We start from the raw sequence: 24034 nt of genomic DNA on the forward strand, positions 1-24034 counted from the left end.
CGCTACCGTTCGTCGGTAGCGGGGCTTTCGTCGTTCGTGCACCTTCCGGTCACGTCGTGTTGTGAGTGCCGTCGAGTGGGCTCGATAGATCTATGTGCCATGACATCAGATGTGTGCGACTCGGCACCGACCGTCATCACCCCGTCCTCGGCCGACGAGCACGTGCTCGTCTCCGACAAGCACCACTCACTCGTTCTCGGATCCACCCCGGAACACGTGCTCGCGGCGCAGCGGTTGCGCGCCACCGTGTTCGGCTCGGAAGCGGGGTACGAGTCGACCGCCTTCGACGGCGGCCTCGACGCCGACCGCTTCGACGACCACTGCGATCACCTGCTCGTCGTCGACAACCGCACCGGCGATCGTGTCGGCTGCTACCGCATGCTCACCCCGGACGGTGCGGAGCGCGCCGGCGGGTACTACACGGCGACGGAGTTCGACATCAGCGAACTGCGTGCACACGAGTTGCGGACGGTCGAGATGGGTCGTGCATGCGTCCTGGAGGGCCATCGATCCGGCTCGGTGCTGGCGCTGATGTGGTCCGGGATCCTCCGGTACATCGACCTCGGTGGCTACGACCGGGTGATGGGCTGTGTGTCGGTCCCCATGGCACTCGGCGACGGGGAGCCGGACGGCGCGCACGTCAAGGGCGTGTACGACCTCGTCGAGAAGCGGCACCGCTCCGAGGTCCGCGCGTATCCCCGGACCCCCGTGCGCGTCGACGGTGTCGCCCTCGCCGACATGACGGCGCCCGCCCGCACCTCGGTGCCGGCCCTGATGCGCGGCTATCTGCGCATGGGCGCCTCGATCTGCGGGGAGCCGGCCCACGATCCCGATTTCGGCGTCGCGGACTTCGTCACCCTCCTGCACATGAAGGACGCCAACGTCCGCTATCTCGACCGGCTCCGCTCGGCCGCGGCGACCGCGGAGTCGCACGCGTGACGACACACGCCTGGATGCCCGCCAGCCCGTGCGGGACGGGGTGCCATCCGGCGGTCTCGGCGACCGTGGGCACCGCACGCGTGGTGGTGCGCTGCGTCCTGGTGGCGGTGCTGCTCGCCGTGGTCCCGCTCCTGCTGGCGGGCCGGGTGTTGCCGGCGGGCGGTCGACGCGCCACCGCACGTGCCGGAGCCAGGGGACTCCTAGGCGCGCTCGGTGTCCGGGTGACTCTGGTCGGCGACCGCACGGCCGAGCCCACCGGCGTCGGAACGCTCGTCGTCGCCAATCACGTGTCCTGGACGGACGTCCTGGTGCTGGCAGCCTGTTTCCCGTGCCGCTTCGTCGCCCGCGCGGACCTCGTGGACTGGCCCGTCCTGGGTCTGCTCGCACGCATCGTGCGGGTCGTCCCCATCGCCCGTGAGCGACTCCGCTCCCTGCCCGGCACCGTCGACGAGGTGACCGAGGCCTTGCGATCGGGAGCCACGGTGGTCGTCTTCCCCGAGGGCACCACCTGGTGCGGAACCGCCTACGGATCGTTCCGTCCCGCCCTGTTCCAGGCGGCCATCGACGCCGGTGCGGTGGTGCGGCCGATCGCGGTCACCTACCGCGACGTCGACCACCGTCCGACGACGGCCACCGCCTTCGTGGGCGACGAGACCATCGGCGAGTCGATGTCGAGGATTCTGCGGCTCAAGGGCGTCCGTGCCGCCGTGCGGGTGTGCGAGGACATCGCGCCCATCGACGATCGTCGACTGCTGGCGCGCAGCGCGGAGTTGGCCGTGCGCCGACACCAGGACGAGACGGCAGTTCCGCCCCTGCGCGTCACCCGCACGCGACTGCCGCGCCGGGATCGGCTCGCCCAGCCGGTCCGCCCCGGTGAGTACGCCGGAACCGTCGTGCGGGCGAACTGACGCACGGCAGTTCGGGCGTGCTCGCGCGGGGGAGAGGCGGGGTCCGCGACCGGTTATCCTGGACCACGTCATGCCACAGCCCCCACGTGTGCCCGGAACGCCGGTGTACCTCGATCATGCCGCGACCACTCCGATGGTCCCCGCGGCGATCGAGGCGATGACGGAGATCCATCGGACCGTGGGAAACGCGTCGTCCCTGCACGGATCGGGGCGCACGGCCCGCCGCCGCATCGAGGAGTCGCGGGAGTCCATCGCCGCGGCGCTGGGCGCTCGTCCGTCCGAGGTCATCTTCACCTCCGGCGGCACCGAGAGCGACAATCTGGCGGTCAAGGGCATCTTCTGGGCACGCCGAGCGCGTGATCCTCGTCGCGTCCGCGTGATCACCAGCTCGGTCGAGCATCACGCCGTGCTCGATGCCGTGGAGTGGCTGGAACGTCACGAGGGCGCCGCGGTGTCCTGGTTGCCGGTCGAGGCCGACGGCCGCGTCCTCCCGTCGACGCTGCGCCGAGAACTCGAGCTGCACGCCGACGAGGTCGCCGTCGTGTCGATCATGTGGGCGAACAACGAGGTGGGCACCATCATGGCGATCCGCGAACTCGCTGCCATCGCGGCCGAGTTCGACGTGCCCATGCACAGCGACGCGGTCCAGGTGGCCGGTGTCCGTGAGCTCGACTTCGCGTCCAGTGGTCTCTCCGCGCTGTCCATCGCGGCACACAAGTTCGGCGGACCCCAGGGCGTCGGCGCGCTGCTGCTCGGACGCTCGGTGCCCTGCGAATCACTGCTGCACGGAGGCGGTCAGGAACGCGACGTCCGGTCCGGGACGCCCGACACGGCAGGTGCCGTGGGCATGGCGGCCGCCCTCGACGTCGCCGTCGCCGGACGGGCCGACACCGAGGCGCGGCTCGTGGCGTTGCGCGAGCGTGTCATCGAGGGTGTCCTCGACGCGGTGCCCGGCGCGTCGGTCAACGGTGCCCGCGGCGCGGACAGACTTCCCGGCAACGTGCACGTCACGTTCCCCGGATGCGAGGGCGATTCACTGTTGATGTTGCTCGACGCCTCCGGTGTCGAGTGTTCGACGGGATCCGCGTGCACGGCGGGTGTCGCGCGGGCGAGTCATGTGCTGCTGGCGATGGGCGTCGATGCGGCCGATGCCCGCGGATCACTGCGGTTCTCCTTGGGCCACACCAGCACCGACGCCGATGTCGACGCACTGCTCGAGGTCCTGCCGCGCGTCGTCGAACGTGCGCGGGCCGCCGGCATGGCGTCCAGTTCGAGATGACGAGAACGTCGAGACGAGAAGAGTGGTGACATGAGAGTTCTGGCAGCGATGAGCGGCGGCGTCGATTCCGCCGTGGCGGCGGCGCGTGCCGTCGATGCCGGCCACGAGGTGGTCGGGGTGCACCTGGCGCTGTCCACCGCTCCCGGCGCTCTGCGCACCGGGTCGCGCGGGTGCTGCTCCAAGGAGGACGCCGGGGACGCGCGCCGCGCCGCGGACGTGCTCGGGATCCCGTTCTACGTCTGGGATTTCGCGGATCGGTTCAAGGAGGACGTGATCGACGACTTCGTCGCGTCCTACGCCGCAGGCGAGACCCCGAACCCGTGCCTGCGCTGCAACGAGAAGATCAAGTTCGCGGCGCTCGCCGATCGGGCCGAGGCGCTCGGTTTCGACGCGGTCGCCACCGGCCACTACGCCCGGCTCGAGGACGGCGTGCTGCGTCGTGCGGTCGATGCCGACAAGGACCAGTCGTACGTGCTGGGCGTCCTCACCGCGCGCCAGCTGTCCCGTGCCCTGTTCCCGATCGGGGACACCCCGAAGGCGGAGGTGCGTGACGAGGCCGCCCGCCGCGGTCTCGCCGTCGCGGACAAGCCCGACAGTCACGACATCTGCTTCATCCCGTCCGGCGACACCCGGGCGTTCCTCGGCGCCCGTATCGGCGTGCGCCCCGGATCGGTGGTCGACGCGGACTCCGGCGCGGTGCTCGCCGAGCACGACGGTGTGCACGGGTTCACCGTCGGCCAGCGCAAGGGCCTGGGCGTCGAGGGACCGGCCGCCGACGGCAAGCCGCGGTACGTCACCTCCATCGAGCCCGAGACCGGGACCGTTCGGGTCGGCTCGGCGAGCCGCCTCGACGTGTACGGCATCGATGCGAGCACACCCGTCTGGACGTCCGGCACGGCGCCCGAGGGCGACGTGGACTGCGTCGTCCAGGTCCGGGCACACGGCGGACTCGCGGACGCCGTCGCTCGTGTCGACGGCGACACCCTGCGCATCGGTCTGCGGTCCCCGCTCACCGGAGTCGCACGTGGTCAGGCAGCCGTGCTGTACCGCCCCGACCCGGCAGGCGACATCGTGGTCGGCAGCGGCACCATCGCGGGAACCTCCGCCGAGTCGCCACTCACCGCGTCCGCTCGCCCGTGACGGATCCTGCTGCCGCTCTGGCAGGCGTGGCGACGGGCGTCGGCTCGTGGCCGGGAACGGACATCGCGAACGCCGTCACGACGGTGATCGGCGAGCTCCCCGACCTGCCGCACGTCGTGGAACTCCCGGCGCGAGGTCTCGGCGCCGACATGATCGGGCGCACCGGCGTGCTGCTGGTCGACATCGAGATCGATGCGGCCACCAGCGGATACCGCGTGAGCCGACGGCCGAGTACGACGAGCCGCCGGGCCCGCGACTTCCTGACGGAGGACCTCGACGTTCTCGAGGAGCAGTGGGAACTGGCCGGGCTGCGCGGATCCGGCCGCGCCGTCAAGGTGCAGGCCGCGGGCCCGCTGACGATGGCCGCGGACATCGAGCTGGCCTTCGGTCACCGCGCCTTGACCGACCGCGGTGCGGTGCGCGACATCGCCGGGTCGTTGGCCGAGGGAGTGGCCGCGCACGCCGACGAGGTCGCGAGGCGGCTCGGCGCCGAGGTGGTCGTCCAGTTCGACGAACCTCGCATCGCGGCCGTGCTCGCCGGTCGCCTGCAGGGCGTGACGAGCCTCGAGCAGATCGCCGCGGTGCCGGCGCCGGAGGTGGCCGACCTGCTGGGCTCGGTGGTGCAGCGGGTGAACCGACCCGTGATCGTGCACACGTGCTCCGCCGACGTCCCGTTCGAGGTCTTCGGACGCAGCGGGGTGCACGGCGTCTCGTTCGATCTGTCCCTGCTGTCCACGTCGCGGTACGACGCGGTCGGCGAGTACCTGGAGAGCGGCGGGGTCGCCGTCCTGGGGGTGCTGCCGGGAACCGACCCGGAGAGGTACCCGGCGTGGCGCGAGAGTGCGGCGCCCGCAGTGGAACTGATGGATCGGTTGGGCTTCCCGAGGCGGTACCTCGCCGAGCGCGTCGCCGTCTCACCCACGTGTGGGTTGTCCGGCGCGAGCCTGCCGTGGGCCCGGCACGCTCTGACGGTGCTGCGCGACGTCCGCGCTGCTTTCACCGAGGATCCCGACGCGCTGTGACACCGGCCTTCGTCACCGGGAACGGTGTCGGAGCGCTCCGATAGTCTGCGATCGTGGACGAGATCGAGACACCGCCGGACCTGGTCCCGGCCTCACCCGAGCAGAAGCAGGAGTGGGACGCGCTGGCCGAGGAGGTCCGCGGTCACCAGTTCCGGTACTACGTGCGGGACGCGCCGATCATCTCGGACGGGCAGTTCGACGAGTTGCTGAAGCGCCTGCAGGCGATGGAGGAGGAGCATCCGGATCTCCGGACGCCCGACTCGCCGACGCAGCTCGTCGGTGGCGGCTTCGAGACGGATTTCACGGCTGTCGACCACCTCGAGCGAATGTTGTCCCTGGACAACGTGTTCGACGCGGACGAGCTGCGTGCCTGGGCTCGCAGGGTCGAGGTGGAGGCGGGGGAGAACCTGCACTACCTCTGCGAGGTCAAGATCGACGGTGTCGCGCTCAATCTGGTGTACGAGAACGGCCGACTGGTGCGCGCCGCCACCCGCGGTGACGGACGCACCGGGGAGGACGTGACGCTCAACGCGCGCACCATCGACGACATCCCCGAGGTGCTCACCCCGTCGGACGAGTTCCCGGTCCCGACGCTGCTCGAGGTGCGGGGCGAGGTGTTCTTCCGACTCGAGGACTTCCAGGCGCTCAACGCCTCTCTCGTCGAGCAGGGCAAGCCGCCGTTCGCCAACCCGCGCAACTCCGCCGCGGGGTCGCTGCGGCAGAAGAACCCCGCGGTCACCTCGCGGCGGCGGCTCGGCATGATCTGTCACGGGTTCGGCCGGATGGAGGGCTTCGCCCCCGCCGCCCAGTCCGTCGCGTACGACGCGCTCGCCGCCTGGGGTCTGCCGGTCTCGACTCACACCGCACTGGTGCAGGGCGTCGACGCGGTGGTCGAACGCATGGAGTACTGGGGCGAGAACCGGCACTCGGTCGAGCACGAGATCGACGGCCTCGTGGTGAAGGTCGACGAGATGGCGTTGCACCGCCGACTCGGATCCACGTCACGCGCACCCCGCTGGGCCATCGCCTTCAAGTATCCGCCGGAGGAGGCCACCACGACGTTGCTCGACATCCGGGTCAATGTCGGTCGCACCGGGCGAGTGACGCCGTTCGCGTTCATGGAGCCGGTGCTCGTGGCGGGGTCGACGGTGTCCCTCGCGACGTTGCACAACGCGTCCGAGGTCGTGCGCAAGGGCGTGCTGATCGGAGACACCGTGGTCATCCGCAAGGCGGGCGAGGTGATCCCGGAGGTGCTCGGTCCGGTGGTCGACGCGCGCACCGGGGACGAGCGGGAATTCGTCATGCCGACGCACTGCCCCGAGTGCGGAACCGAGCTCGCACCGGCCAAGGAGGGCGACGCCGACATCCGCTGTCCCAACTCGCGCTCGTGCCCGGCACAGTTGCGGGAGCGGGTCTTTCACGTCGCGGGCCGTGGTGCATTCGACATCGAGGTGTTGGGGTACGAGGCCGCGACGGCGCTGCTGTCCGCACAGGTGATCGAGGACGAGGGCGATCTGTTCGATCTCACCGAGGACCAGCTCACCCGGACGGATCTCTTCCGAACCAAGGCGGGAGCGCTGTCCGCGAACGGTCGGCGATTGCTGGACAACCTGGGGCGAGCCAAGGATCAGCCGCTGTGGCGGGTGCTCGTCGGATTGTCGATCCGCCATGTCGGGCCGATCGCCGCCCGCGCCCTCGCCGCCCGCTTCGGGTCGCTCGAGGCCATCCGGGCGGCGACGGAAGAGGAACTGGCCGCCGCCGACGGGGTGGGCCCCACCATCGCCCGCGCAGTCGTCGAGTGGTTCGACGTCGACTGGCACCGCGCCATCGTGGAGAAGTGGTCGGCGGCGGGCGTGCGCATGGAGGACGAACGCGACGAGAGTATCGAGCGCACGCTCGACGGTCTGTCGATCGTCGTCACCGGATCGCTCGCCACGTTCACGCGTGACGACGCGAAGGAGGCGATCCTGGCCCGCGGCGGCAAGGCGGCCTCGTCGGTGTCGAAGAAGACGGCGTTCGTGGTCGTCGGCGACGCGCCCGGATCCAAGCACGACAAGGCGCTCGAACTCGGTGTTCCGGTGCTCGACGAGGACGGGTTCCGCACGCTGCTCGGCGAGGGGCCCGACGCGGCCCGCGCGCTGGTCGCCGGGGCGGACTCAGCCGAGGACGGTGGCGACGATGCCGGCCAGGTAGCCGAGCCGGGCGATCTCTGACGGTCGGAAGTCCGGTCCGCCGGGTCGTCCGAGCACCAGCACGGTGCCCGACGATCCGAGTGGCGCCGCGGCCAGTGTGGTGTCCATGTCCTTCCACGACTGCGGAACCCATGCTCCGGTCGGGTCGAGGACTGCCGGCTTCTCGAGGGGCATCCACGGCATGTCGTCGGCCCGCGACTCGGGCGCCCCGGAGCTGCCGACGATGACGGCCGGACCGTGATCCGACATGCCCACCACGGTGCTCCATCCGACGCGCAGCACCCGCGGCGCACCGTCCACGAGCACCTGCAGACGGTCGTCGTGCGCCGTGGCCACCTGATCGATGAGCTCGAGCTCGCGGTGTGTGTCCAGGATGCCGGCGTAGGGACGGATGGAGTCCACGCGGACGTCGGTGAGCTTCTCGGCCGCGGTGATGAGTGTGTCGGGGAGGGCGCCCGGCGCGACGTCCACCACCAGATCGTCCACCGCGAATCCGGCTCCGCGTTCGATGACGTCGAGCGACAGGATGTCGGCCCCCACCGAACCCAGGGCGACGGCGAGCGACCCGAGACTGCCCGGACGGTCGGGCAACTGGACCCGCAGGAGATACGACACGCCGACATCCTCGCACTCGACGCCGTCTCCATCGAGTCGCACGCGGCCCACGGGAAGGTGGAGGACGGCCGGGCTCGCCGTCCCTCGCCGCGACGCGAGGCCGTGACGGTGGGGTGGTCGCCACGAACTAGGCTGCTCGGCATGCGTTACGAATCGAAGGGGGCCTGACGGACGTGTCTGCCATATCCCGCGACGAGGTCGCCCACCTCGCACGACTGTCCCGGCTCGCGCTCGAGGAGCACGAACTCGATGCGTTCGCCGGTCAGCTCGACGCCATTCTGGGCCACGTGAAGGCGGTGTCGGAGGTCGACGTCTCGGACGTCGACGCCACAGCGAGTCCGCTCGCTGTGACCAACGTCACCCGGCCTGACGTCATCGTCCCGGGTCTCGGCCCGGACAGTGCCCTCGCCGAGGCGCCCGCGTCCGAACAGAGCCGCTTCGCGGTGCCGCGCATCCTGGGAGAAGAGTGATGACCGCCGCCGAGCAGACCGATCTGATCCGGTCCACCGCGTCCGACCTGGCCGCGAAGATCCGCACCCGCGAGGTCTCCGCCGTGGAGGTCACTCGCGCCCACCTCGATCGCATCGCCGAGGTCGACGGAACGCTGCACGCCTTCCTGCACGTCGCGGGGGACGAGGCGATCGCCGCCGCCCAGCGCGTCGACGACGCGTTGGACGCGGGTGAGACGCCCGCGTCGGAGTTGGCCGGCGTCCCGTTGGCGCTGAAGGACGTGTTCACCACCACGGACATGCCCACCACCGCCGGCTCGAAGATCCTCGAGGGATGGGTCTCGCCGTACGACGCCACGGTCACCGCGAGGCTGCGTGCCGCGGGAATCCCGTTGCTGGGCAAGACCAACATGGACGAGTTCGCGATGGGGTCGTCCACCGAGAACAGCGCGTACGGACCCACCCTGAACCCGTGGGACACCACTCGGGTGCCGGGTGGATCGGGCGGCGGTTCGGCCGCGGCGCTCGCCTCGTTCCAGGCACCGTTGGCCATCGGTACCGACACCGGTGGCTCGATCCGGCAACCGGCCGCCGTCACCGGAACTGTCGGGTGCAAGCCGACGTACGGCGGCGTCTCCCGGTACGGGCTCATCGCCTGCGCCTCTTCCCTGGATCAGGGCGGTCCCTGCGGGCGGACGGTGCTCGACACCGCGTTGCTGCACCAGGTCATCGCCGGACACGACCCCCGCGACTCGACGTCGGTCGACGCGGCGGTGCCGGACGTCGTCGCGGCGGCGCGCCGCGGCGCGGGTGGAGATCTGACGGGCGTGCGCGTCGGCGTCGTCAAGGAACTGCACTCGGACGCCTATCAGCCGGGGGTCATCTCCTCCTTCGACGCCGCCGTCGAGGTGCTCACCTCGCTGGGCGCCGAGGTGGTGGAGGTGTCGTGCCCCAACTTCGATCACGCCCTCGCCGCGTACTACCTCATCCTCCCGTCGGAGGTGTCGTCCAACCTCGCCCGCTTCGACGCGATGCGCTACGGACTGCGGGTCGGTGACGACGGAACGCACAGTGCCGATCAGGTCATGGCGATGTCGCGTGCCGCCGGGTTCGGCCCGGAGGTCAAGCGCCGCATCATGATCGGGACGTACGCGCTGTCCGCAGGCTACTACGACGCGTACTACGGCCAGGCTCTGAAGATCCGGACGCTCATCGCCCGGGACTTCGATCGTGCCTACGAGAAGGTGGACGTCCTGGTGTCGCCCACCACCCCGTCGACGGCGTTCGCGCTGGGCGAGAAGGTCGACGACCCCATCGCCATGTACCTGTACGACCTCTGCACCCTGCCGACCAACCTGGCCGGTCACCCGGCCATGTCGGTGCCGTCCGGTCTCGCGGACGGTCTCCCGGTCGGGCTGCAGATCATGGCTCCGGCGATGGCGGACGATCGCCTCTACCGGGTCGGTGCGGCGTACGAAGCCGCACGGGGAGAGTTTCCCCAGCCGTCCGCGATCTGATCCGACCGTGCCTCCGCGCGCCGGAGGTAGCAAGATGGTGACGAGCATCGTGCGCGGCGACCCCGCGTCGACACCCGCGAACGAGAGGCACCGACCCATGCGTATCGGAGTACTGACCGGCGGCGGCGACTGCCCGGGACTCAACGCGGTCATCAGGGCCGTCGTACGCACGGCGGACGCCCGCTACGGGTCGTCGGTGGTCGGATTCCTCGACGGCTGGCGCGGCCTGCTCGAGGACCGTCGTATCCAACTGCGCAACGACGATCGCAACGATCGACTGCTCACCAAGGGCGGCACCATCCTGGGGACCGCACGCGTCAATCCCGAGAAGCTGCGGGCGGGGCTCGACCAGATCAAGCAGACGATGGACGACAACGGCATCGACGTGCTCATCCCCATCGGCGGCGAGGGCACGTTGACCGCCGGACACTGGCTGTCGCAGGAGGGCGTGCCCGTCATCGGGGTTCCCAAGACCATCGACAACGACATCGACTGCACCGACGTCACGTTCGGTTTCGACACGGCACTCACCATCGCCACCGACGCGATCGATCGGCTGCACAGCACCGCCGAGTCCCACCAGCGCGTCATGCTCGTCGAGGTGATGGGGCGGCACGCCGGCTGGATCGCGCTGCACTCCGGCCTCGCGTCCGGCGCCCACATGACACTGATCCCCGAGCAGCCCTTCGACGTCCAGGAGGTGTGCGATCTGGTGAAGAAGCGGTTCCAGCGCGGGGACTCCCACTTCATCTGCGTCGTCGCCGAGGGAGCGACGCCCAAGGAGGGGTCGATGGAGATCCGCGACGGAGGAATCGACGAGTTCGGCCACGTCCGGTTCACCGGTGTCGCACAGCAATTGGGCGTCGAGATCGAACGCCGCATCAACAAGGAGGTCCGCACCACGGTGCTGGGCCACGTACAGCGCGGCGGCAAGCCCACTCCCTACGACCGCGTCCTCGCCACCCGTTTCGGCGTCAACGCCGTCGACGCCGTGCACGCGGGGGAGAAAGGCAAGATGGTCTCCCTCCAGGGCGCCGAGATCGGCCTGGTGGACCTCGAGGAGGCCGTCCGCCAGCTCAAGCGGGTTCCCGAGAGTCGCTACCTGGACGCGGCCGCCTTCTTCGGCTGACACCGAGGGGGTTCGGCCCACCGGTCCGCAGTAAACTAGGCACCATGACTGCTGCCACCTCATCGCACTCGACGAGCCTGATGGACTACGACGAGGTGATCTCCCGGTACGACCCCGTGCTGGGCATGGAGGTGCACGTCGAGCTCGGTACCGCCACCAAGATGTTCTGTGGATGCCCCACCGAGTTCGGTGCCGAGCCCAACACCCAGGTGTGCCCTGTGTGCCTCGGCCTGCCGGGTGCGCTCCCGGTGGTCAACGCGGCTGCCGTCGAGTCCGCCATCCGGATCGGCCTCGCGCTGAACTGCTCGATCACGCCGTGGGGTCGGTTCGCGCGGAAGAACTACTTCTACCCGGACCAGCCGAAGAACTACCAGATCTCGCAGTACGACGAGCCGATCGCCACCGAGGGCTATCTCGACGTGGTGCTCGACGACGGGTCCACGTGGCGGGTCGACATCGAGCGCGCCCACATGGAGGAGGACACCGGCAAGTCGTTGCACGTCGGCGGCGCCACCGGTCGCATCGACGGAGCGAGTCACTCACTGCTGGACTACAACCGGGCCGGTGTGCCTCTCGTCGAGATCGTCACCAAGACCATCGAGGGCGCCGGCGACCGCGCGCCCGAGGTGGCCCGCGCCTACGTCACCGCGCTGCGGGAACTGATCCGCGAGCTCGGCGTGTCCGACGTGCGGATGGACCAGGGCTCGCTCCGGTGCGATGCCAACGTCTCGCTGATGGAGAAGGGCGCCACCGAGTTCGGCACCCGGACCGAGACCAAGAACGTCAACTCCCTCAAGAGCGTCGAGGTCGCCGTCCGCTACGAGATGCGCCGTCAGGCAGCAGTTCTCGCGGAGGGCGGCGAGATCGTGCAGGAGACGCGGCACTTCCAGGAGGCCGACGGCAGCACTGCGCCCGGTCGCAAGAAAGAGACCGCGGAGGACTACCGCTACTTCCCGGAGCCCGATCTCGAGCCGGTCGCCCCGGACGCCGCCTGGGTCGAGGAACTGCGCGCCACCATTCCCGAGGCGCCGTGGATCACCCGCTCTCGCATCCAGAAGGAGTGGGGCTGGTCCGATCTCGTCATGCGCGACGTCGTCAACGCCGATGCGCTCGGCCTCATCACCGCGACCGTCGACGCCGGTGCAACACCTGACGCCGCCCGCAGCTGGTGGGTGGCGTACCTGTCGCAGCAGGCCAACACCCGCGGCGTCGACCTCGCGGACCTGGCGATCACCCCGGTTCAGGTGGCCCGCGTCGCCGCGCTGGTCGCCGACCGCACACTCACCAACGCCAACGCCCGCAAGGTGGTCGACGGTGTCCTCGATGGTGAGGGTGACCCCGACGCCGTCGTCGAGGCACGCGGACTCGCTGTCGTGCAAGACGATTCGGCGCTCGAGACGGCCGTGTCCGAGGCGCTCGCGGCCAACCCCTCCGTCGCGGAGAAGATCCGCGGCGGCAAGGTGCAGGCCGCCGGTGCCATCGTCGGTGCCGTCATGAAAGCGACCAAGGGCCAGGCCGACCCCGCGCGAGTCAAGGAACTCGTCATCGCCGCCTGCAGCTAGAACGACCTCCGGCCTTCCCGCTAGTCGCTCCCGCCGCCGCCGGCCGGCACCGGCACGATGACCACTCGGTCGTCCGTCGGCACCGGCTGGCCGCCGTCCTTGTTCACGGTGGTCACCCACACCTGGCCCTGAGCGCCGAGCGACGCACCACGCAGGCGGCCGTACCGGTCCTGTGCGGTGAGGGTCGGCGGCGTCGTCACCGCGTTGGTGTCCGGGTCCACGGGAACCAGTGCCAGCGCACGGGCACCGGACATCGACACGGCCACCGAGCCGGGTGCGGCTGCGCATCCGCCGACGCCCGGCTTGTCCGGCCACGTCCACACGGGACTGACGACGGCACCCTCGGGCGTGATGCGGGACAGCCGGTCCTCGGTGGCCGTCGCATCGGTCACCCAGGTGCTGCCCGTGGCGTCGATGCAGACGTCGCCGGCGCGGCCGATGCCGCTCATGACGACGCGGGGAGCCGAGGTGGAGTCGACACGCGGGTCGGTGACGGCCAGAACCTTGCCTGCGAGCGACGCCGGGTTCGCCGCAGCGGCGGGATCGCCCCCGTCGCCGGTGATCACCCGGAGTTCGTCGGGTGACGAGAAATCGAGGGCACCCGAGCTGGTGGTCCCGCGGGGGATGCCGGCGAGCACGGTCTTCGGGACGTCTCCCGCCGCGATGCGCACCACGCGGTTGTCGGTCGCCGTCGTGATGTACGCGTAGAGGAGGCGGTCCTCGTCGTAGGTGGGGGACAGCGTGATGTCGAGCAGTCCGCCGTCGCCGTCGCCGTCGACCGGGACAGTCACGACGGGTCGGGGCGCCTGGCCCGGAGCCACCTGGAAGATGGTGCCGGTGCGACGCTCGCCGACCAGGGCCGATGCCCCGCCGGGGAGGACGACGAGGCCGGACAGGGTGTCGAGACAGGTCGCGACCACGTTGGGATCCGGATCCACGCAAGGGCCGGTGGCCGGCGACGGCGCGGGCGGCGTGCTGGAACCCGGCGCTCCCGGCTCCACCGGTTCGATGTCGGCAGCGCCGAACGTGGGTTCGGGGGAGAACTCCGTCGAGGCGGAGTCGTCGAAGCGTGCGCATCCCGCGGAGGCCGTGACGATCGCCATCACCGCCGCGCCGAGCACGAACGATCGCCGGGCCGCGCGCCGAGTCCCACCCACTGTCATGAGATCCCACGGTACGGGTCGCGCCTGCGCCGGGAACGGGCCCGCCGCATCTACGCTGATGCACGTGAGTGAGAAGTCCGATGACACAGGCCGTTCCCCGTCCGGTTACGAGCCGGCGGCGAGTCCCTACGACCAGCCGACCGAGCGGATAGGCGGGGGCAGCGGAGCACAGCTCCCGCGCACCGACGACGAACTCGACGCCGAGCGGTCGCGTACCGCGCATCCCACCGAGAAGCTCACCGGCTACCCCGGTGACACGACGACGGCGAGTCGCACCGAACCGGCCTACGACGACAGCGCGACGCGCGCGATCCCGGTGGCCGGAACCGATCGCACCGCGACCCCCGCCGAGGTGCGGCCCGAGGTGGTCCCGGAGCGTCGCGGCACGCTCGATCTCGGACTGCTGATCCTGCGCGTGAGCGTCGGCGCGATCGTGCTGGTGCACGGTCTGCAGAAGCTCACGGGATGGTTCGACGGTCCCGGGCTCTCGGGCTTCCAGGAGATCGTCGCCGGGTCCGGCTACGACCAGGCACGTCTGCTGTCCATTCTCGGTGCGGTCGGCGAGGTCGCCGGCGGTGCGCTGCTGATCCTCGGCCTGGCCACGCCTCTCGCGGGTGCCGCAGTCCTGGCCGTGATGATCAACGCCTGGCTCGTACGTCAGGTCGGCGAGCCGGGGTTGCAGTTCTTCGCCCCTACAGGAGTCGAGTACGAGACGCTGCTGGTGCTGGCGTCGGCGTCCATCATCCTCACGGGCCCCGGACGGATCGCCGTGGACGGCGGACGTGGATGGGCGCGCCGCCCCTTCATCGGGTCGTTCCTCGCGTTGGCCATCGGCATCGGCGGTGCTGCAGCGCTGTGGATCTTCCTGAACGGCGCCGACCCCTTCGCCTGATCCGTGCGTCACCGTCCACAACTCGGCCGGATCGACGGGATTCCGTCGATCCGGCCGAGTTGTGGTCGTTCAGGCCCGCGGTTCGGCCTCGTCCTGCTCGACGGCGGACTCGGCCTCGACCGGTTCGTCCTGAGCGGGCTCCTCGACCGGCGACGGATCCGGCACCGCGCCGCCGCTCGCCGCGGACAGAAGCGGGAGCTTGTCGACGGTCACGCCCGGCATCCGGACGGTCGAGCCGTCCTCGAGGGTCGCCTTGCCCCACCCGAGCTTCGGGAACAGCAGTCCCGTCACGGACGACCACGGCACCGTGGTGGAACGGAACGCCCTGCGCGAGACGAACCGCTCCGGAGTGACGGTGGTCCGGACGCGGATGATCCAGTACCCCAGCAGGACCGGGAGCGCGAGCATCCACCCGAAGAGCTCCGGCGCCCCGACCACGGGGAACGTGACCCCGAACAGGAACAGCGCCACGCCGGACAGCGCCAGGGCCGGGATGCGGAACACCGTGGGGGCCGCGGGGGAGGCGTCGGAAGTGGGGCTCTCGGTATGGGAGACTGTCACCGGTGGTTCGGACTGCTGCGAAGACGACACCCCTCCATCTTCGCACTGCATAACGCCATCCCACATAATGGGACAACGAGTTCGGTAAGTTTGACTGGCACCGCATCACGCGCCTAACGTCACACGCGTGAAGCGTGAAGAGTTCCTCGTAATCGGCAGGCGCGTCGTCGCCTGAGCCGAAACGTCTTCACGCTCAGCCACGACGCGCCACCCTCGTACAGCATCTGCTGGCGAGGGTTTTTTCTTGCCCGGATGAAGTTCTAAGGAAGCACCAGTGAGCGCACCCACCGCCCGGCCCGGCCCGGCACCACGCAAGGCTCCGCCCGCCGCCGATCGTCCCACTCCGTCCGCGACGCCGCAGCGTCGTCCCCTCGCGCCCGAGCGCGTGACCGGAGCGAAGTCCGTCGTCCGCGCACTCGAGGAGCTCGAGGTCGACGTCGTCTTCGGCATTCCCGGTGGTGCCGTACTTCCCGTCTACGATCCGCTGCTCGACTCGGCGAAGGTCCGGCACGTGCTGGTGCGACACGAGCAGGGTGCCGGCCACGCCGCCACCGGCTACGCGCAGGCCACCGGCCGCGTCGGCGTGTGCATCGCGACGTCCGGTCCCGGCGCCACCAACCTGGTGACGCCGCTGGCCGACGCGCAGATGGACTCCGTCCCGGTCGTCGCCATCACCGGACAGGTCGGCCGCGCGCTGATCGGTACCGACGCCTTCCAGGAAGCCGACATCTCGGGCATCACGATGCCCGTCACCAAGCACAACTTCCTCATCACCGACCCGCTCGACATCCCGCGCATGATCGCCGAGGCCTTCTACCTGGCGTCCTCCGGACGACCGGGCGCGGTGCTCGTCGACATCCCGAAGGACGTCCTGCAGGCGCAGACCACCTTCTCGTGGCCGCCGGAGATGAAGCTGCCGGGCTACCGCCCGGTGACGAAGCCGCACGGCAAGCAGGTGCGTGAGGCCGCGCGGCTCATCGCGGCAGCGAAGAAGCCGGTGCTGTACTGCGGCGGCGGCATCATCAAGTCGAACTCGTCGCCCGAGCTCCTCGAGCTGGCGGAGCTCACCGGCATCCCCGTCGTGACGACGCTGATGGCGCGGGGCGTCTTCCCGGACAGCCACGACCTGAACCTCGGCATGCCCGGCATGCACGGAACGGTCGCCGCGGTCGCCGCACTGCAGAAGAGCGATCTGCTCATCACGCTCGGCGCTCGTTTCGACGACCGCGTGACCGGGCAGCTCGACTCGTTCGCTCCCGAGGCGAAGGTGGTCCACGCCGACATCGATCCCGCGGAGATCGGCAAGAACCGGTTCGCCGACGTGCCGATCGTGGGTGACTGCCGCGAGGTCATCGTCGAGCTGATCGAGGCGATCCGCGCGGACCAGGCCACCGGCACCGCGCTGGATCTTGCCGACTGGTGGACCTACCTCGACAACGTGCGGCGCACCTACCCCCTGAGCTACGACCGTCCGTCGGACGGTGCGATGTCGCCCGAGTTCGTGATCCAGTCGATCGGCAAGTTCGCCGGACCCGACGCGATCTACTGCGCCGGGGTCGGACAGCACCAGATGTGGGCCGCTCAGTTCATCAGTTACGAGAAGCCGCGGACGTGGCTCAACTCGGGTGGACTCGGCACGATGGGCTACGCGGTCCCGGCCGCGATGGGCGCCAAGATGGGTCTGCCCGACACCGAGGTCTGGGCCATCGACGGTGACGGCTGCTTCCAGATGACCAACCAGGAGCTCGCGACCTGTGCGGTCGAGGGCATCCCGATCAAGGTCGCCGTCATCAACAACGGCAACCTCGGCATGGTGCGGCAGTGGCAGACGCTCTTCTACGAGGAGCGCTACTCCAACACCGAGCTCGGCACGCACGGCGCCGTCCGCATCCCCGACTTCCTCAAGCTCGCCGAGGCGCTGGGATGCGTCGGACTGCGGTGCGAGCGCGAGGAGGACGTCGACGCGGTGATCGCGCAGGCGCGTGCGATCAACGATCGCCCGGTCGTCATCGACTTCATCGTCGGCAAGGACGCCCAGGTGTGGCCGATGGTCGCTGCGGGCACCGGCAACTCCGAGATCATGGCCGCCCGCGGCATCCGTCCGCTGTTCGACAACGACGAGGAAGCGGCGCAGGAGCCCGGCTCGGTCGGCGACGTCACCGAGGCGGCCCAGGGCGCGAATTCGAAAGGCATCGACCTGTGAGCACCAGTCACACCCTGAGCGTTCTCGTCGAGGACAAGCCGGGCGTGCTCGCACGCGTGGCGTCGCTGTTCTCGCGCCGCGGGTTCAACATCGCCTCCCTCGCGGTGGGGGGCACCGAGGTGCCCGAGATCTCGCGCATGACCATCGTCGTCACGGTCGACGAGTTCCCGCTCGAGCAGGTGACGAAGCAGCTGAACAAGCTCGTCAACGTCATCAAGATCGTCGAGCAGGAAGCCGATTCGTCGGTCGCCCGTGAGCTCGTGCTCATCAAGGTCCGCGCCGACGCGAGCGTGCGGAGCGAGGTCATCGAGACGGTGAACCTGTTCCGCGCCAAGGTCATCGACGTCTCGCCGGAGGCAGTCACCGTCGAGGCGACCGGTACCCGCTCGAAGCTCGAGGCGTTGCTCCGGATGCTCGACCCGTACGGTGTTCGCGAGATCGTCCAGTCCGGCGTCGTCGCGGTGGGTCGTGGACCGAAGTCCATCACCGCGTCCCGCTAGTCACCCAACCCAGTAGTTTCGATTACCCGGTCACATGCGACCGGGACAGATGTAGGAGGAAACCACAGTGGCAGTCGAGATGTTCTACGACGACGATGCCGATCTCTCGATCATCCAGGGCCGCAAGGTCGCTGTGATCGGATACGGAAGCCAGGGCCATGCGCACTCGCTCAGCTTGCGCGACTCGGGCGTCGACGTCCGTATCGGTCTGAAGGAAGGCTCCAAGTCGCGTGACAAGGCTGCCGAGCAGGGCCTCGGCGTGGGTACGCCGGCGGAGGTCTCCGAGTGGGCCGACGTCATCATGCTGCTCGCTCCGGACACCGCCCAGGCGCAGATCTTCAAGGACGACATCGAGCCCAACCTCAAGGACGGCGACGCGCTGTTCTTCGGCCACGGCCTGAACATCCACTTCAAGCTCATCGAGGCCCCGGCCAACATCACCGTCGGCATGGTCGCCCCCAAGGGACCCGGCCACCTCGTGCGCCGTCAGTTCGTCGACGGCAAGGGTGTTCCCGCCCTGATCGCCGTCGACCAGGATCCGAAGGGTGAGGGCCAGGCTCTCGCGCTGTCCTACGCCCGCGGCATCGGCGGCACGCGTGCCGGCGTCATCAAGACCACGTTCAAGGAAGAGACCGAGACCGACCTCTTCGGTGAGCAGGCCGTGCTGTGCGGCGGTACCGAGGAGCTGGTGAAGACCGGCTTCGAGGTCATGGTCGAGGCCGGCTACGCGCCCGAGATGGCGTACTTCGAGGTGCTGCACGAGCTCAAGCTCATCGTCGACCTCATGTACGAGGGCGGCATCGCGCGCATGAACTACTCGGTGTCCGACACCGCGGAGTTCGGCGGCTACCTCTCCGGGCCGCGCGTCATCGATGCCGGCACCAAGGAGCGCATGAAGGCGATCCTGGCCGACATCCAGTCGGGCGAGTTCACCAAGCGCCTCGTGGCCAACGTCGAGAACGGCAACACCGAGCTCGAGGGCCTGCGCAAGCAGAACGCCGAGCACCCCATCGAGGTCACGGGCAAGAAGCTGCGCGACCTCATGAGCTGGGTCGACCGTCCCATCACCGAGACGGCCTGACTCTCGCATTCCTGACACGGGGCATCCGCGGTCGAGTTCCTCGACCTCGGGTGCCCTGCGTCGGGTCGCGGCTCGGCCACTAGGCTGACGCCCGCACGAATCCGGAACCACACCTCTTCTCCGTCACCTGATCAGGGAGTTCTCCACGTGAGCCAGCCAGGCCGCCCCGTCGTCCTCATCGCCGACAAACTTGCGCAGTCCACCGTCGAGGCTCTCGGCGACGGAGTCGAGGTCCGGTGGGTGGACGGTCCGGATCGTCCGGCCCTCCTCGCCGCGGTCCCCGATGCCGACGCCATCCTGGTCCGCTCCGCGACCACGGTCGATGCCGAGGTGCTCGCTGCCGGTACCAAGCTCAAGATCGTCGCCCGCGCCGGCGTCGGCCTGGACAACGTCGACGTCCCCGCAGCCACCGAGCGCGGCGTGCTCGTCGTCAACGCCCCCACGTCCAACATCCACACCGCTGCCGAACACGCGGTGACGCTCCTGCTCTCGGCTGCTCGCCAGATCCCCGCCGCCGACGCCACACTGCGTCAGCACGAGTGGAAGCGCAGCAAGTTCAACGGCGTCGAGATCTTCGGCAAGACCGTCGGCGTGGTCGGGCTCGGCCGTATCGGTCAGCTCTTCGCGCAGCGTCTCGCCGCGTTCGAGACGCACATCATCGCGTACGACCCCTACGTCTCGCCGGCTCGTGCCGCGCAGCTCGGTATCGAGCTGGTCAGCCTCGACGAGCTTCTCGAGCGCGCCGACATGTTCTCCGTGCACCTGCCGAAGACCCCCGAGACGAAGGGTCTGATCGGCAAGGAGGCGCTCGCCCGGACCAAGAAGGGCGTCATCGTCGTCAACGCTGCCCGCGGTGGACTGGTCGACGAGCAGGCTCTCGCCGACGCGATCACCAGCGGCCACGTCTTCGCCGCGGGTATCGACGTCTACGCGAGCGAGCCCTGCACCGACAGCCCGCTGTTCGAGCTCCCGCAGGTCGTCGTCACCCCGCACCTCGGTGCCTCGACCACCGAGGCCCAGGACCGCGCCGGCACCGACGTCGCCAAGTCCGTCCTGCTCGCCCTCGCCGGCGAGTTCGTGCCCGACGCGGTGAACGTCTCCGGCGGTGCCGTCGGCGAGGAGGTCGCGCCGTGGCTCGACATCGTGCGCAAGCAGGGCGTCCTGCTGGGTGCGCTGTCGGACGAGCTCCCGACGTCGCTGTCCGTCGACGTGCGCGGTGAGCTGGCGTCCGAGGACGTCGACATCCTCAAGCTGTCGGCGCTGCGGGGACTGTTCTCCGCCGTCATCGAGGACGCGGTCACCTTCGTCAACGCACCGTCGCTCGCCGAGGAGCGTGGTGTCACGGCCGACGTGACCAAGGCCAGTGAGAGCCCCAACCACCGGAGCGTCGTCGACGTCCGTGCGGTCTACGGCGACGGGACCGTCGTCAACGTCGCGGGCACCCTCACCGGTCCCCAGCACGTGGAGAAGATCGTCAACATCAACGGCCGCAACTTCGATCTGCGCGCCGAGGGCAAGAACCTCATCGTGACGTACGACGACCGTCCCGGCTCGCTCGGACGCATCGGCACCGCCCTGGGCGACGCCGGTGTCGACATCGCCGCCGCGGCACTCAGCCAGGACGCGGAGGGCGGTGGCGCCACCATCCTGCTGCGTGTCGATCGTGATGTGGCGCAGGACGTTCGGGACGCCATCGCCGCCTCCGTGGGCGCGACGACCATCGAGCTGGTCGACCTGTCCTGATGTCGACGCCGAACGAGGGGACATCGATGAAGCTGGGTGTCGTGGCCGGAGACGGCATCGGACCGGAGGTGGTGGCCGAGGCACTCAAGGTGCTCGAGGTGGTCGCGCCCGGTGCGGAGACCACGGAGTACGACCTGGGTGCACGGCGCTATCACGCGACGGGAGAGATCCTGCCGCCGTCGGTTCTCGAGGAGCTCCGCGGTCACGACGCCATCCTGCTCGGCGCCATCGGTGATCCGTCGGTGCCCAGCGGTGTGCTCGAGCGCGGATTGTTGCTGACCGCGCGATTCGCGCTGGATCACCACATCAACCTGCGCCCGTCCAAGCTGTACCCGGGTGTCGTCGGTCCGTTGGCGGGCAACAAGCCGGTCGACATCGTCGTCGTGCGGGAGGGCACCGAGGGCCCGTACACGGGCAACGGCGGCGCCATCCGCGTCGGCACTCCGCACGAGGTCGCCACCGAGGTCAGCCTCAACACGCGGTTCGGTGTGGAGCGCGTGGTCCGTGACGGCTTCGCGCGAGCGATGGGTCGTCGCAGGCACGTGACCCTGCTGCACAAGACGAACGTGCTGGGGTTCGCGGGATCGCTGTGGAAGCGGACGGTCGACGAGGTCGCCGCCGAGTTCCCCGACGTCGAGGTGGCGTACCAGCACATCGACGCGGCGACGATCCACCTGGTGACCGACCCGGGCCGCTTCGACGTGATCGTCACCGACAATCTCTTCGGCGACATCATCACCGATCTCGCGGCCGCGGTCGCCGGTGGTATCGGTCTGGCCGCGAGCGCGAACATCGATGCGACGCGGACGAATCCGAGCATGTTCGAGCCCGTGCACGGCAGTGCGCCGGACATCGCCGGCAAGGGAATCGCCGATCCGACGGCCGCCATCCTGTCGGTGTCGCTCCTCCTCGCACATCTCGGCGAGACCGAGGCGGCGGCGCGCGTCGAGTCCGCCGTCGCGCAGGACCTGGCGACGCGCACCGCCGGGGATCCGGGCACGACCGCGACGATCGGCGATCGGATCGCCTCACTGGTGTAGTCGGTCTCGCGCTTCTCGCGGAATGGTCGGTACCGCGAGAAGCGCGATCGCCGCGGACACCCCGAACGCCACCGCGTACGACGTGTGCGTGATAAGTGCGCCGAACACCGGGGGAACCGCCGACGCGGCGATGAACTGACTGGTGTTCTGCGCGCCGAGTGCTCGCCCGCTCCAGAACGGACCCGCCCGCTCGGCCACGGCGGTGAATGCGAGCCCGTTGGGTGACACCGTCGCCACCGACGCGACCACGAGTATCACCACCGATACCGCGAGGCCCGCGGCGTCCGCGATCGCCAGCGCGGCCATCACGGCCACGACGCCGACGGCGACCCACCGCATCGGTCCGAGTCTGCTGCCCACCCGGTCCGACACTGCGCCGGCGGCGATGCGTCCTCCCGCTCCGAGAATTTGCGAGACGGTGATCAGGACACCGGCGGCCTCCGGGGACCAGGCCCGTTGGTCCACGAGCCAGACGAGGGCGAACGTCCACACCACGTACTGCGGCACCACCAGCGCGACCGACGCACCGTGTATGCGCCAGAGATCGCGACGCCCGCGGTAGGGGTTCGCGAGGAGATCGGCACTCGAGGCGGCCGATCGGGAGGGCCGCGGCGGATCGAACACACCGACGAGGCAGGCGAGAGCGGAGAGGGCGGACGCGACCGCGGGAAGGAGCATCGCGGTTCCCACTCCGTGATCGCGGGCGATACCGGGAATCAGCAACGCGGACAGTGCGACTCCGAGAGGGAGTGACATCTGCCGGATGCCCATCGCCAGGCCGCGGCGGTGGGGAGGGAACCACCCCACCACCACGCGTCCGGTGGCGGAGTTCACGCTGGCGGCGGCCATGCCGCCGAGCAGCAGGAAGACGGCCAGCGCCACCGTGGATTCCGTCGCGGCGGCGCAGAAGGCGGCCATCGACGTCAGCACGGAACCAGCGATCAGGGATCGCCGTTCGCCCACGCGGTCGACGACGGCGCCCCACGCGAACAGCGTCAGGACGATGCCGGCCGTCGGCATCGCCACGACCAGACCCGCCGACGCGAGCGAGAGTCCGCGCTGATCCCGAAGTGCGGGGATGAGGAAGGCGGCGCCGTTCAGAAGCAGTGCCGTGGAGGCCGTCGCGAGCATGCCGATCACGAGCATCGCCCACCGACCCGCCGTGGACGTGGTGTAGCGCTGGACGCGACTCATACCGGCTCCGTTCTCACTATGTGGGACAACATTCTCGCCTGTTGAACTCCCGGTCGCCGATGCTACCCCGTAGGTGATCGTCGTTCGTCGCCCGCCGGTGTCCGCTCGACGCCGCTCGATAGACTTCCGCCATGCGTCTTGGTCGAGTAGCGAGTCCCGACGGTGTTGCATTCGTCGCCATCGAAGGCGACGGAGACGAGAGGACGGCGCGAGAGATCGCGGAACATCCCTTCGGCACACCCACCTTCACCGGCCGGAGCTGGTCCCTGGCCGATGTCCGCCTGCTGGCGCCCATTCTGGCCAGCAAGGTGATCTGCATCGGCAAGAACTACGCGGCGCACGCCGCGGAGATGGGCTCGGACGCACCCGAGGACCCGGTCATCTTCATCAAGCCCAACACGTCCATCGTCGGACCCGGTGCGAACATCGTGCGTCCGCCGACGTCGTCCGAGGTCCACTTCGAAGGTGAGCTCGCGGTGGTCATCGGCCGTCCGTGCAAGGACGTCCCGGCAGCACGCGCTCTCGACGTGGTGCTCGGCTACACCGTTGCGAACGACGTCACGGCCCGCGACAACCAGCGCCACGACGGTCAGTGGACCCGCGCCAAGGGTTACGACACCTTCTGCCCACTCGGCCCGTGGATCGAGACCTCGCTCGACGCCTCGGATCTCGCTCTGACCACCACGGTGGACGGCGCGGTGAAGCAGAACAGCCGCACGTCGCTACTGCTGCACGACGTGCCGAAGATCATCGAGTGGATCTCGTCGGTGATGACGCTGCTTCCCGGTGACGTCATCCTGACCGGCACCCCGGAAGGCGTGGGGCCGATCGTGGCGGGCGAGAGCGTGTCCGTCGAGATCGAGGGCATCGGCACGCTGACCAATCCGGTGGTGGACAAGTGACCG

The 24034-nt window shown here is 69.6% G+C and carries 21 protein-coding genes; 17 read left to right on the forward strand and 4 right to left on the reverse strand.

Annotated features, from left to right (window positions below; translation table 11 throughout):
* The first annotated feature begins 99 nt into the window (after positions 1–99).
* The 6 genes from J4E04_RS08730 to ligA all read left to right on the forward strand — a co-directional run bounded on the left by J4E04_RS08730 (position 100) and on the right by ligA (position 7501).
* Positions 100–939 (forward strand): GNAT family N-acetyltransferase, encoded by an 840-nt coding sequence (locus J4E04_RS08730; protein WP_027507027.1) that lies wholly within the window; start codon positions 100–102, stop codon positions 937–939.
* Entirely contained in the window at positions 936–1847 is a 912-nt protein-coding gene (locus tag J4E04_RS08735; protein WP_490150358.1) for a lysophospholipid acyltransferase family protein, read from the forward strand. Before J4E04_RS08730 ends, J4E04_RS08735 begins: the two co-directional genes overlap by 4 nt.
* A gap of 70 nt (positions 1848–1917) precedes the next feature.
* Positions 1918–3126: a cysteine desulfurase family protein gene (locus J4E04_RS08740; protein WP_056445477.1), complete on the forward strand. Its 1209-nt coding sequence runs from the start codon at positions 1918–1920 to the stop codon at positions 3124–3126.
* Between the two features lie 30 nt (positions 3127–3156).
* The gene (gene mnmA, locus J4E04_RS08745; protein WP_222631828.1) at positions 3157–4266 is read left to right on the forward strand and encodes a tRNA 2-thiouridine(34) synthase MnmA; all 1110 of its coding nucleotides are present in this window, start codon (positions 3157–3159) and stop codon (positions 4264–4266) included.
* Positions 4263–5288, forward strand: a complete 1026-nt coding sequence (locus tag J4E04_RS08750; protein ID WP_490150359.1) for a uroporphyrinogen decarboxylase/cobalamine-independent methonine synthase family protein — start codon at positions 4263–4265, stop codon at positions 5286–5288. Before mnmA ends, J4E04_RS08750 begins: the two co-directional genes overlap by 4 nt.
* A 62-nt stretch (positions 5289–5350) precedes the next feature.
* Positions 5351–7501 (forward strand): NAD-dependent DNA ligase LigA, encoded by a 2151-nt coding sequence (ligA, locus tag J4E04_RS08755; protein WP_490150522.1) that lies wholly within the window; start codon positions 5351–5353, stop codon positions 7499–7501.
* On the opposite strand, the gene J4E04_RS08760 is transcribed toward ligA, so the two are convergent.
* Positions 7445–8095, reverse strand: coding sequence for an ACT domain-containing protein (locus tag J4E04_RS08760; RefSeq protein ID WP_027507022.1), 651 nt, complete (start codon positions 8093–8095; stop codon positions 7445–7447). The genes ligA and J4E04_RS08760 overlap by 57 nt on opposite strands.
* A 173-nt stretch (positions 8096–8268) precedes the next feature.
* On the opposite strand from J4E04_RS08760, the gene gatC reads away from it, so the two are divergent.
* The 4 genes from gatC (at position 8269) to gatB (ending at position 12752) form a co-directional block, all read left to right on the forward strand.
* Positions 8269–8565, forward strand: a complete 297-nt coding sequence (gene gatC / locus J4E04_RS08765) for an Asp-tRNA(Asn)/Glu-tRNA(Gln) amidotransferase subunit GatC (protein ID WP_027507021.1) — start codon at positions 8269–8271, stop codon at positions 8563–8565.
* Positions 8565–10061 (forward strand): Asp-tRNA(Asn)/Glu-tRNA(Gln) amidotransferase subunit GatA, encoded by a 1497-nt coding sequence (gatA, locus tag J4E04_RS08770; RefSeq protein ID WP_037187049.1) that lies wholly within the window; start codon positions 8565–8567, stop codon positions 10059–10061. Before gatC ends, gatA begins: the two co-directional genes overlap by 1 nt.
* 97 nt (positions 10062–10158) lie before the next feature.
* Positions 10159–11190 carry an ATP-dependent 6-phosphofructokinase gene (locus tag J4E04_RS08775; RefSeq protein WP_027507019.1) on the forward strand — a complete coding sequence of 344 codons (1032 nt, stop codon included), beginning with the start codon at positions 10159–10161 and terminating at the stop codon, positions 11188–11190.
* A 44-nt stretch (positions 11191–11234) separates the two neighbouring features.
* Entirely contained in the window at positions 11235–12752 is a 1518-nt protein-coding gene (gene gatB / locus J4E04_RS08780; RefSeq protein ID WP_056445465.1) for an Asp-tRNA(Asn)/Glu-tRNA(Gln) amidotransferase subunit GatB, read from the forward strand.
* A 20-nt stretch (positions 12753–12772) separates the two neighbouring features.
* Here gatB and J4E04_RS08785 read toward each other — a convergent pair whose 3' ends face one another.
* A complete protein-coding gene (locus J4E04_RS08785; protein WP_027507017.1) occupies positions 12773–13915 on the reverse strand; it encodes a PQQ-dependent sugar dehydrogenase in 1143 nt (380 codons plus the stop codon).
* Positions 13916–13973: 58 nt separating this feature from the next.
* Between J4E04_RS08785 and J4E04_RS08790 the strand changes: the two genes are divergently transcribed.
* Positions 13974–14807: a DoxX family protein gene (locus J4E04_RS08790; protein WP_490150360.1), complete on the forward strand. Its 834-nt coding sequence runs from the start codon at positions 13974–13976 to the stop codon at positions 14805–14807.
* Between the two features lie 69 nt (positions 14808–14876).
* Here the strand turns inward: J4E04_RS08790 and J4E04_RS08795 are convergent, their stop codons facing one another.
* Complete coding sequence (locus tag J4E04_RS08795) at positions 14877–15368, reverse strand: PH domain-containing protein (RefSeq protein ID WP_162246770.1); 492 nt, start codon at positions 15366–15368, stop codon at positions 14877–14879.
* Positions 15369–15642: 274 nt separating this feature from the next.
* Here J4E04_RS08795 and J4E04_RS08800 point away from each other — a divergent pair, with 274 nt between their 5' ends.
* From J4E04_RS08800 to J4E04_RS08820, 5 genes are all read left to right on the forward strand, one after another.
* On the forward strand, positions 15643–17571 hold the full coding sequence (locus tag J4E04_RS08800) for an acetolactate synthase large subunit (RefSeq protein WP_051613648.1): 1929 nt from the start codon (positions 15643–15645) through the stop codon (positions 17569–17571).
* On the forward strand, positions 17568–18071 hold the full coding sequence (gene ilvN / locus J4E04_RS08805) for an acetolactate synthase small subunit (RefSeq protein WP_027507015.1): 504 nt from the start codon (positions 17568–17570) through the stop codon (positions 18069–18071). The genes J4E04_RS08800 and ilvN overlap by 4 nt, the downstream gene beginning before the upstream one ends.
* A 79-nt stretch (positions 18072–18150) precedes the next feature.
* A complete protein-coding gene (ilvC, locus tag J4E04_RS08810) occupies positions 18151–19152 on the forward strand; it encodes a ketol-acid reductoisomerase (protein WP_027507014.1) in 1002 nt (333 codons plus the stop codon).
* Positions 19153–19299: 147 nt separating this feature from the next.
* Entirely contained in the window at positions 19300–20895 is a 1596-nt protein-coding gene (gene serA, locus J4E04_RS08815; RefSeq protein WP_056445463.1) for a phosphoglycerate dehydrogenase, read from the forward strand.
* Between the two features lie 26 nt (positions 20896–20921).
* Entirely contained in the window at positions 20922–21935 is a 1014-nt protein-coding gene (locus J4E04_RS08820) for a 3-isopropylmalate dehydrogenase (RefSeq protein ID WP_027507012.1), read from the forward strand.
* Here J4E04_RS08820 and J4E04_RS08825 read toward each other — a convergent pair.
* The gene (locus J4E04_RS08825; protein ID WP_222637758.1) at positions 21924–23129 is read right to left on the reverse strand and encodes an MFS transporter; all 1206 of its coding nucleotides are present in this window, start codon (positions 23127–23129) and stop codon (positions 21924–21926) included. The two genes, J4E04_RS08820 and J4E04_RS08825, sit on opposite strands and share 12 nt — an antisense overlap.
* A 131-nt stretch (positions 23130–23260) precedes the next feature.
* Here J4E04_RS08825 and J4E04_RS08830 point away from each other — a divergent pair, with 131 nt between their 5' ends.
* Positions 23261–24031, forward strand: coding sequence for a fumarylacetoacetate hydrolase family protein (locus J4E04_RS08830; RefSeq protein ID WP_027507010.1), 771 nt, complete (start codon positions 23261–23263; stop codon positions 24029–24031).
* Positions 24032–24034: the final 3 nt, after the last annotated feature.

The sequence above is a fragment of the Rhodococcus sp. NFXS4 genome (genome assembly GCF_058139645.1).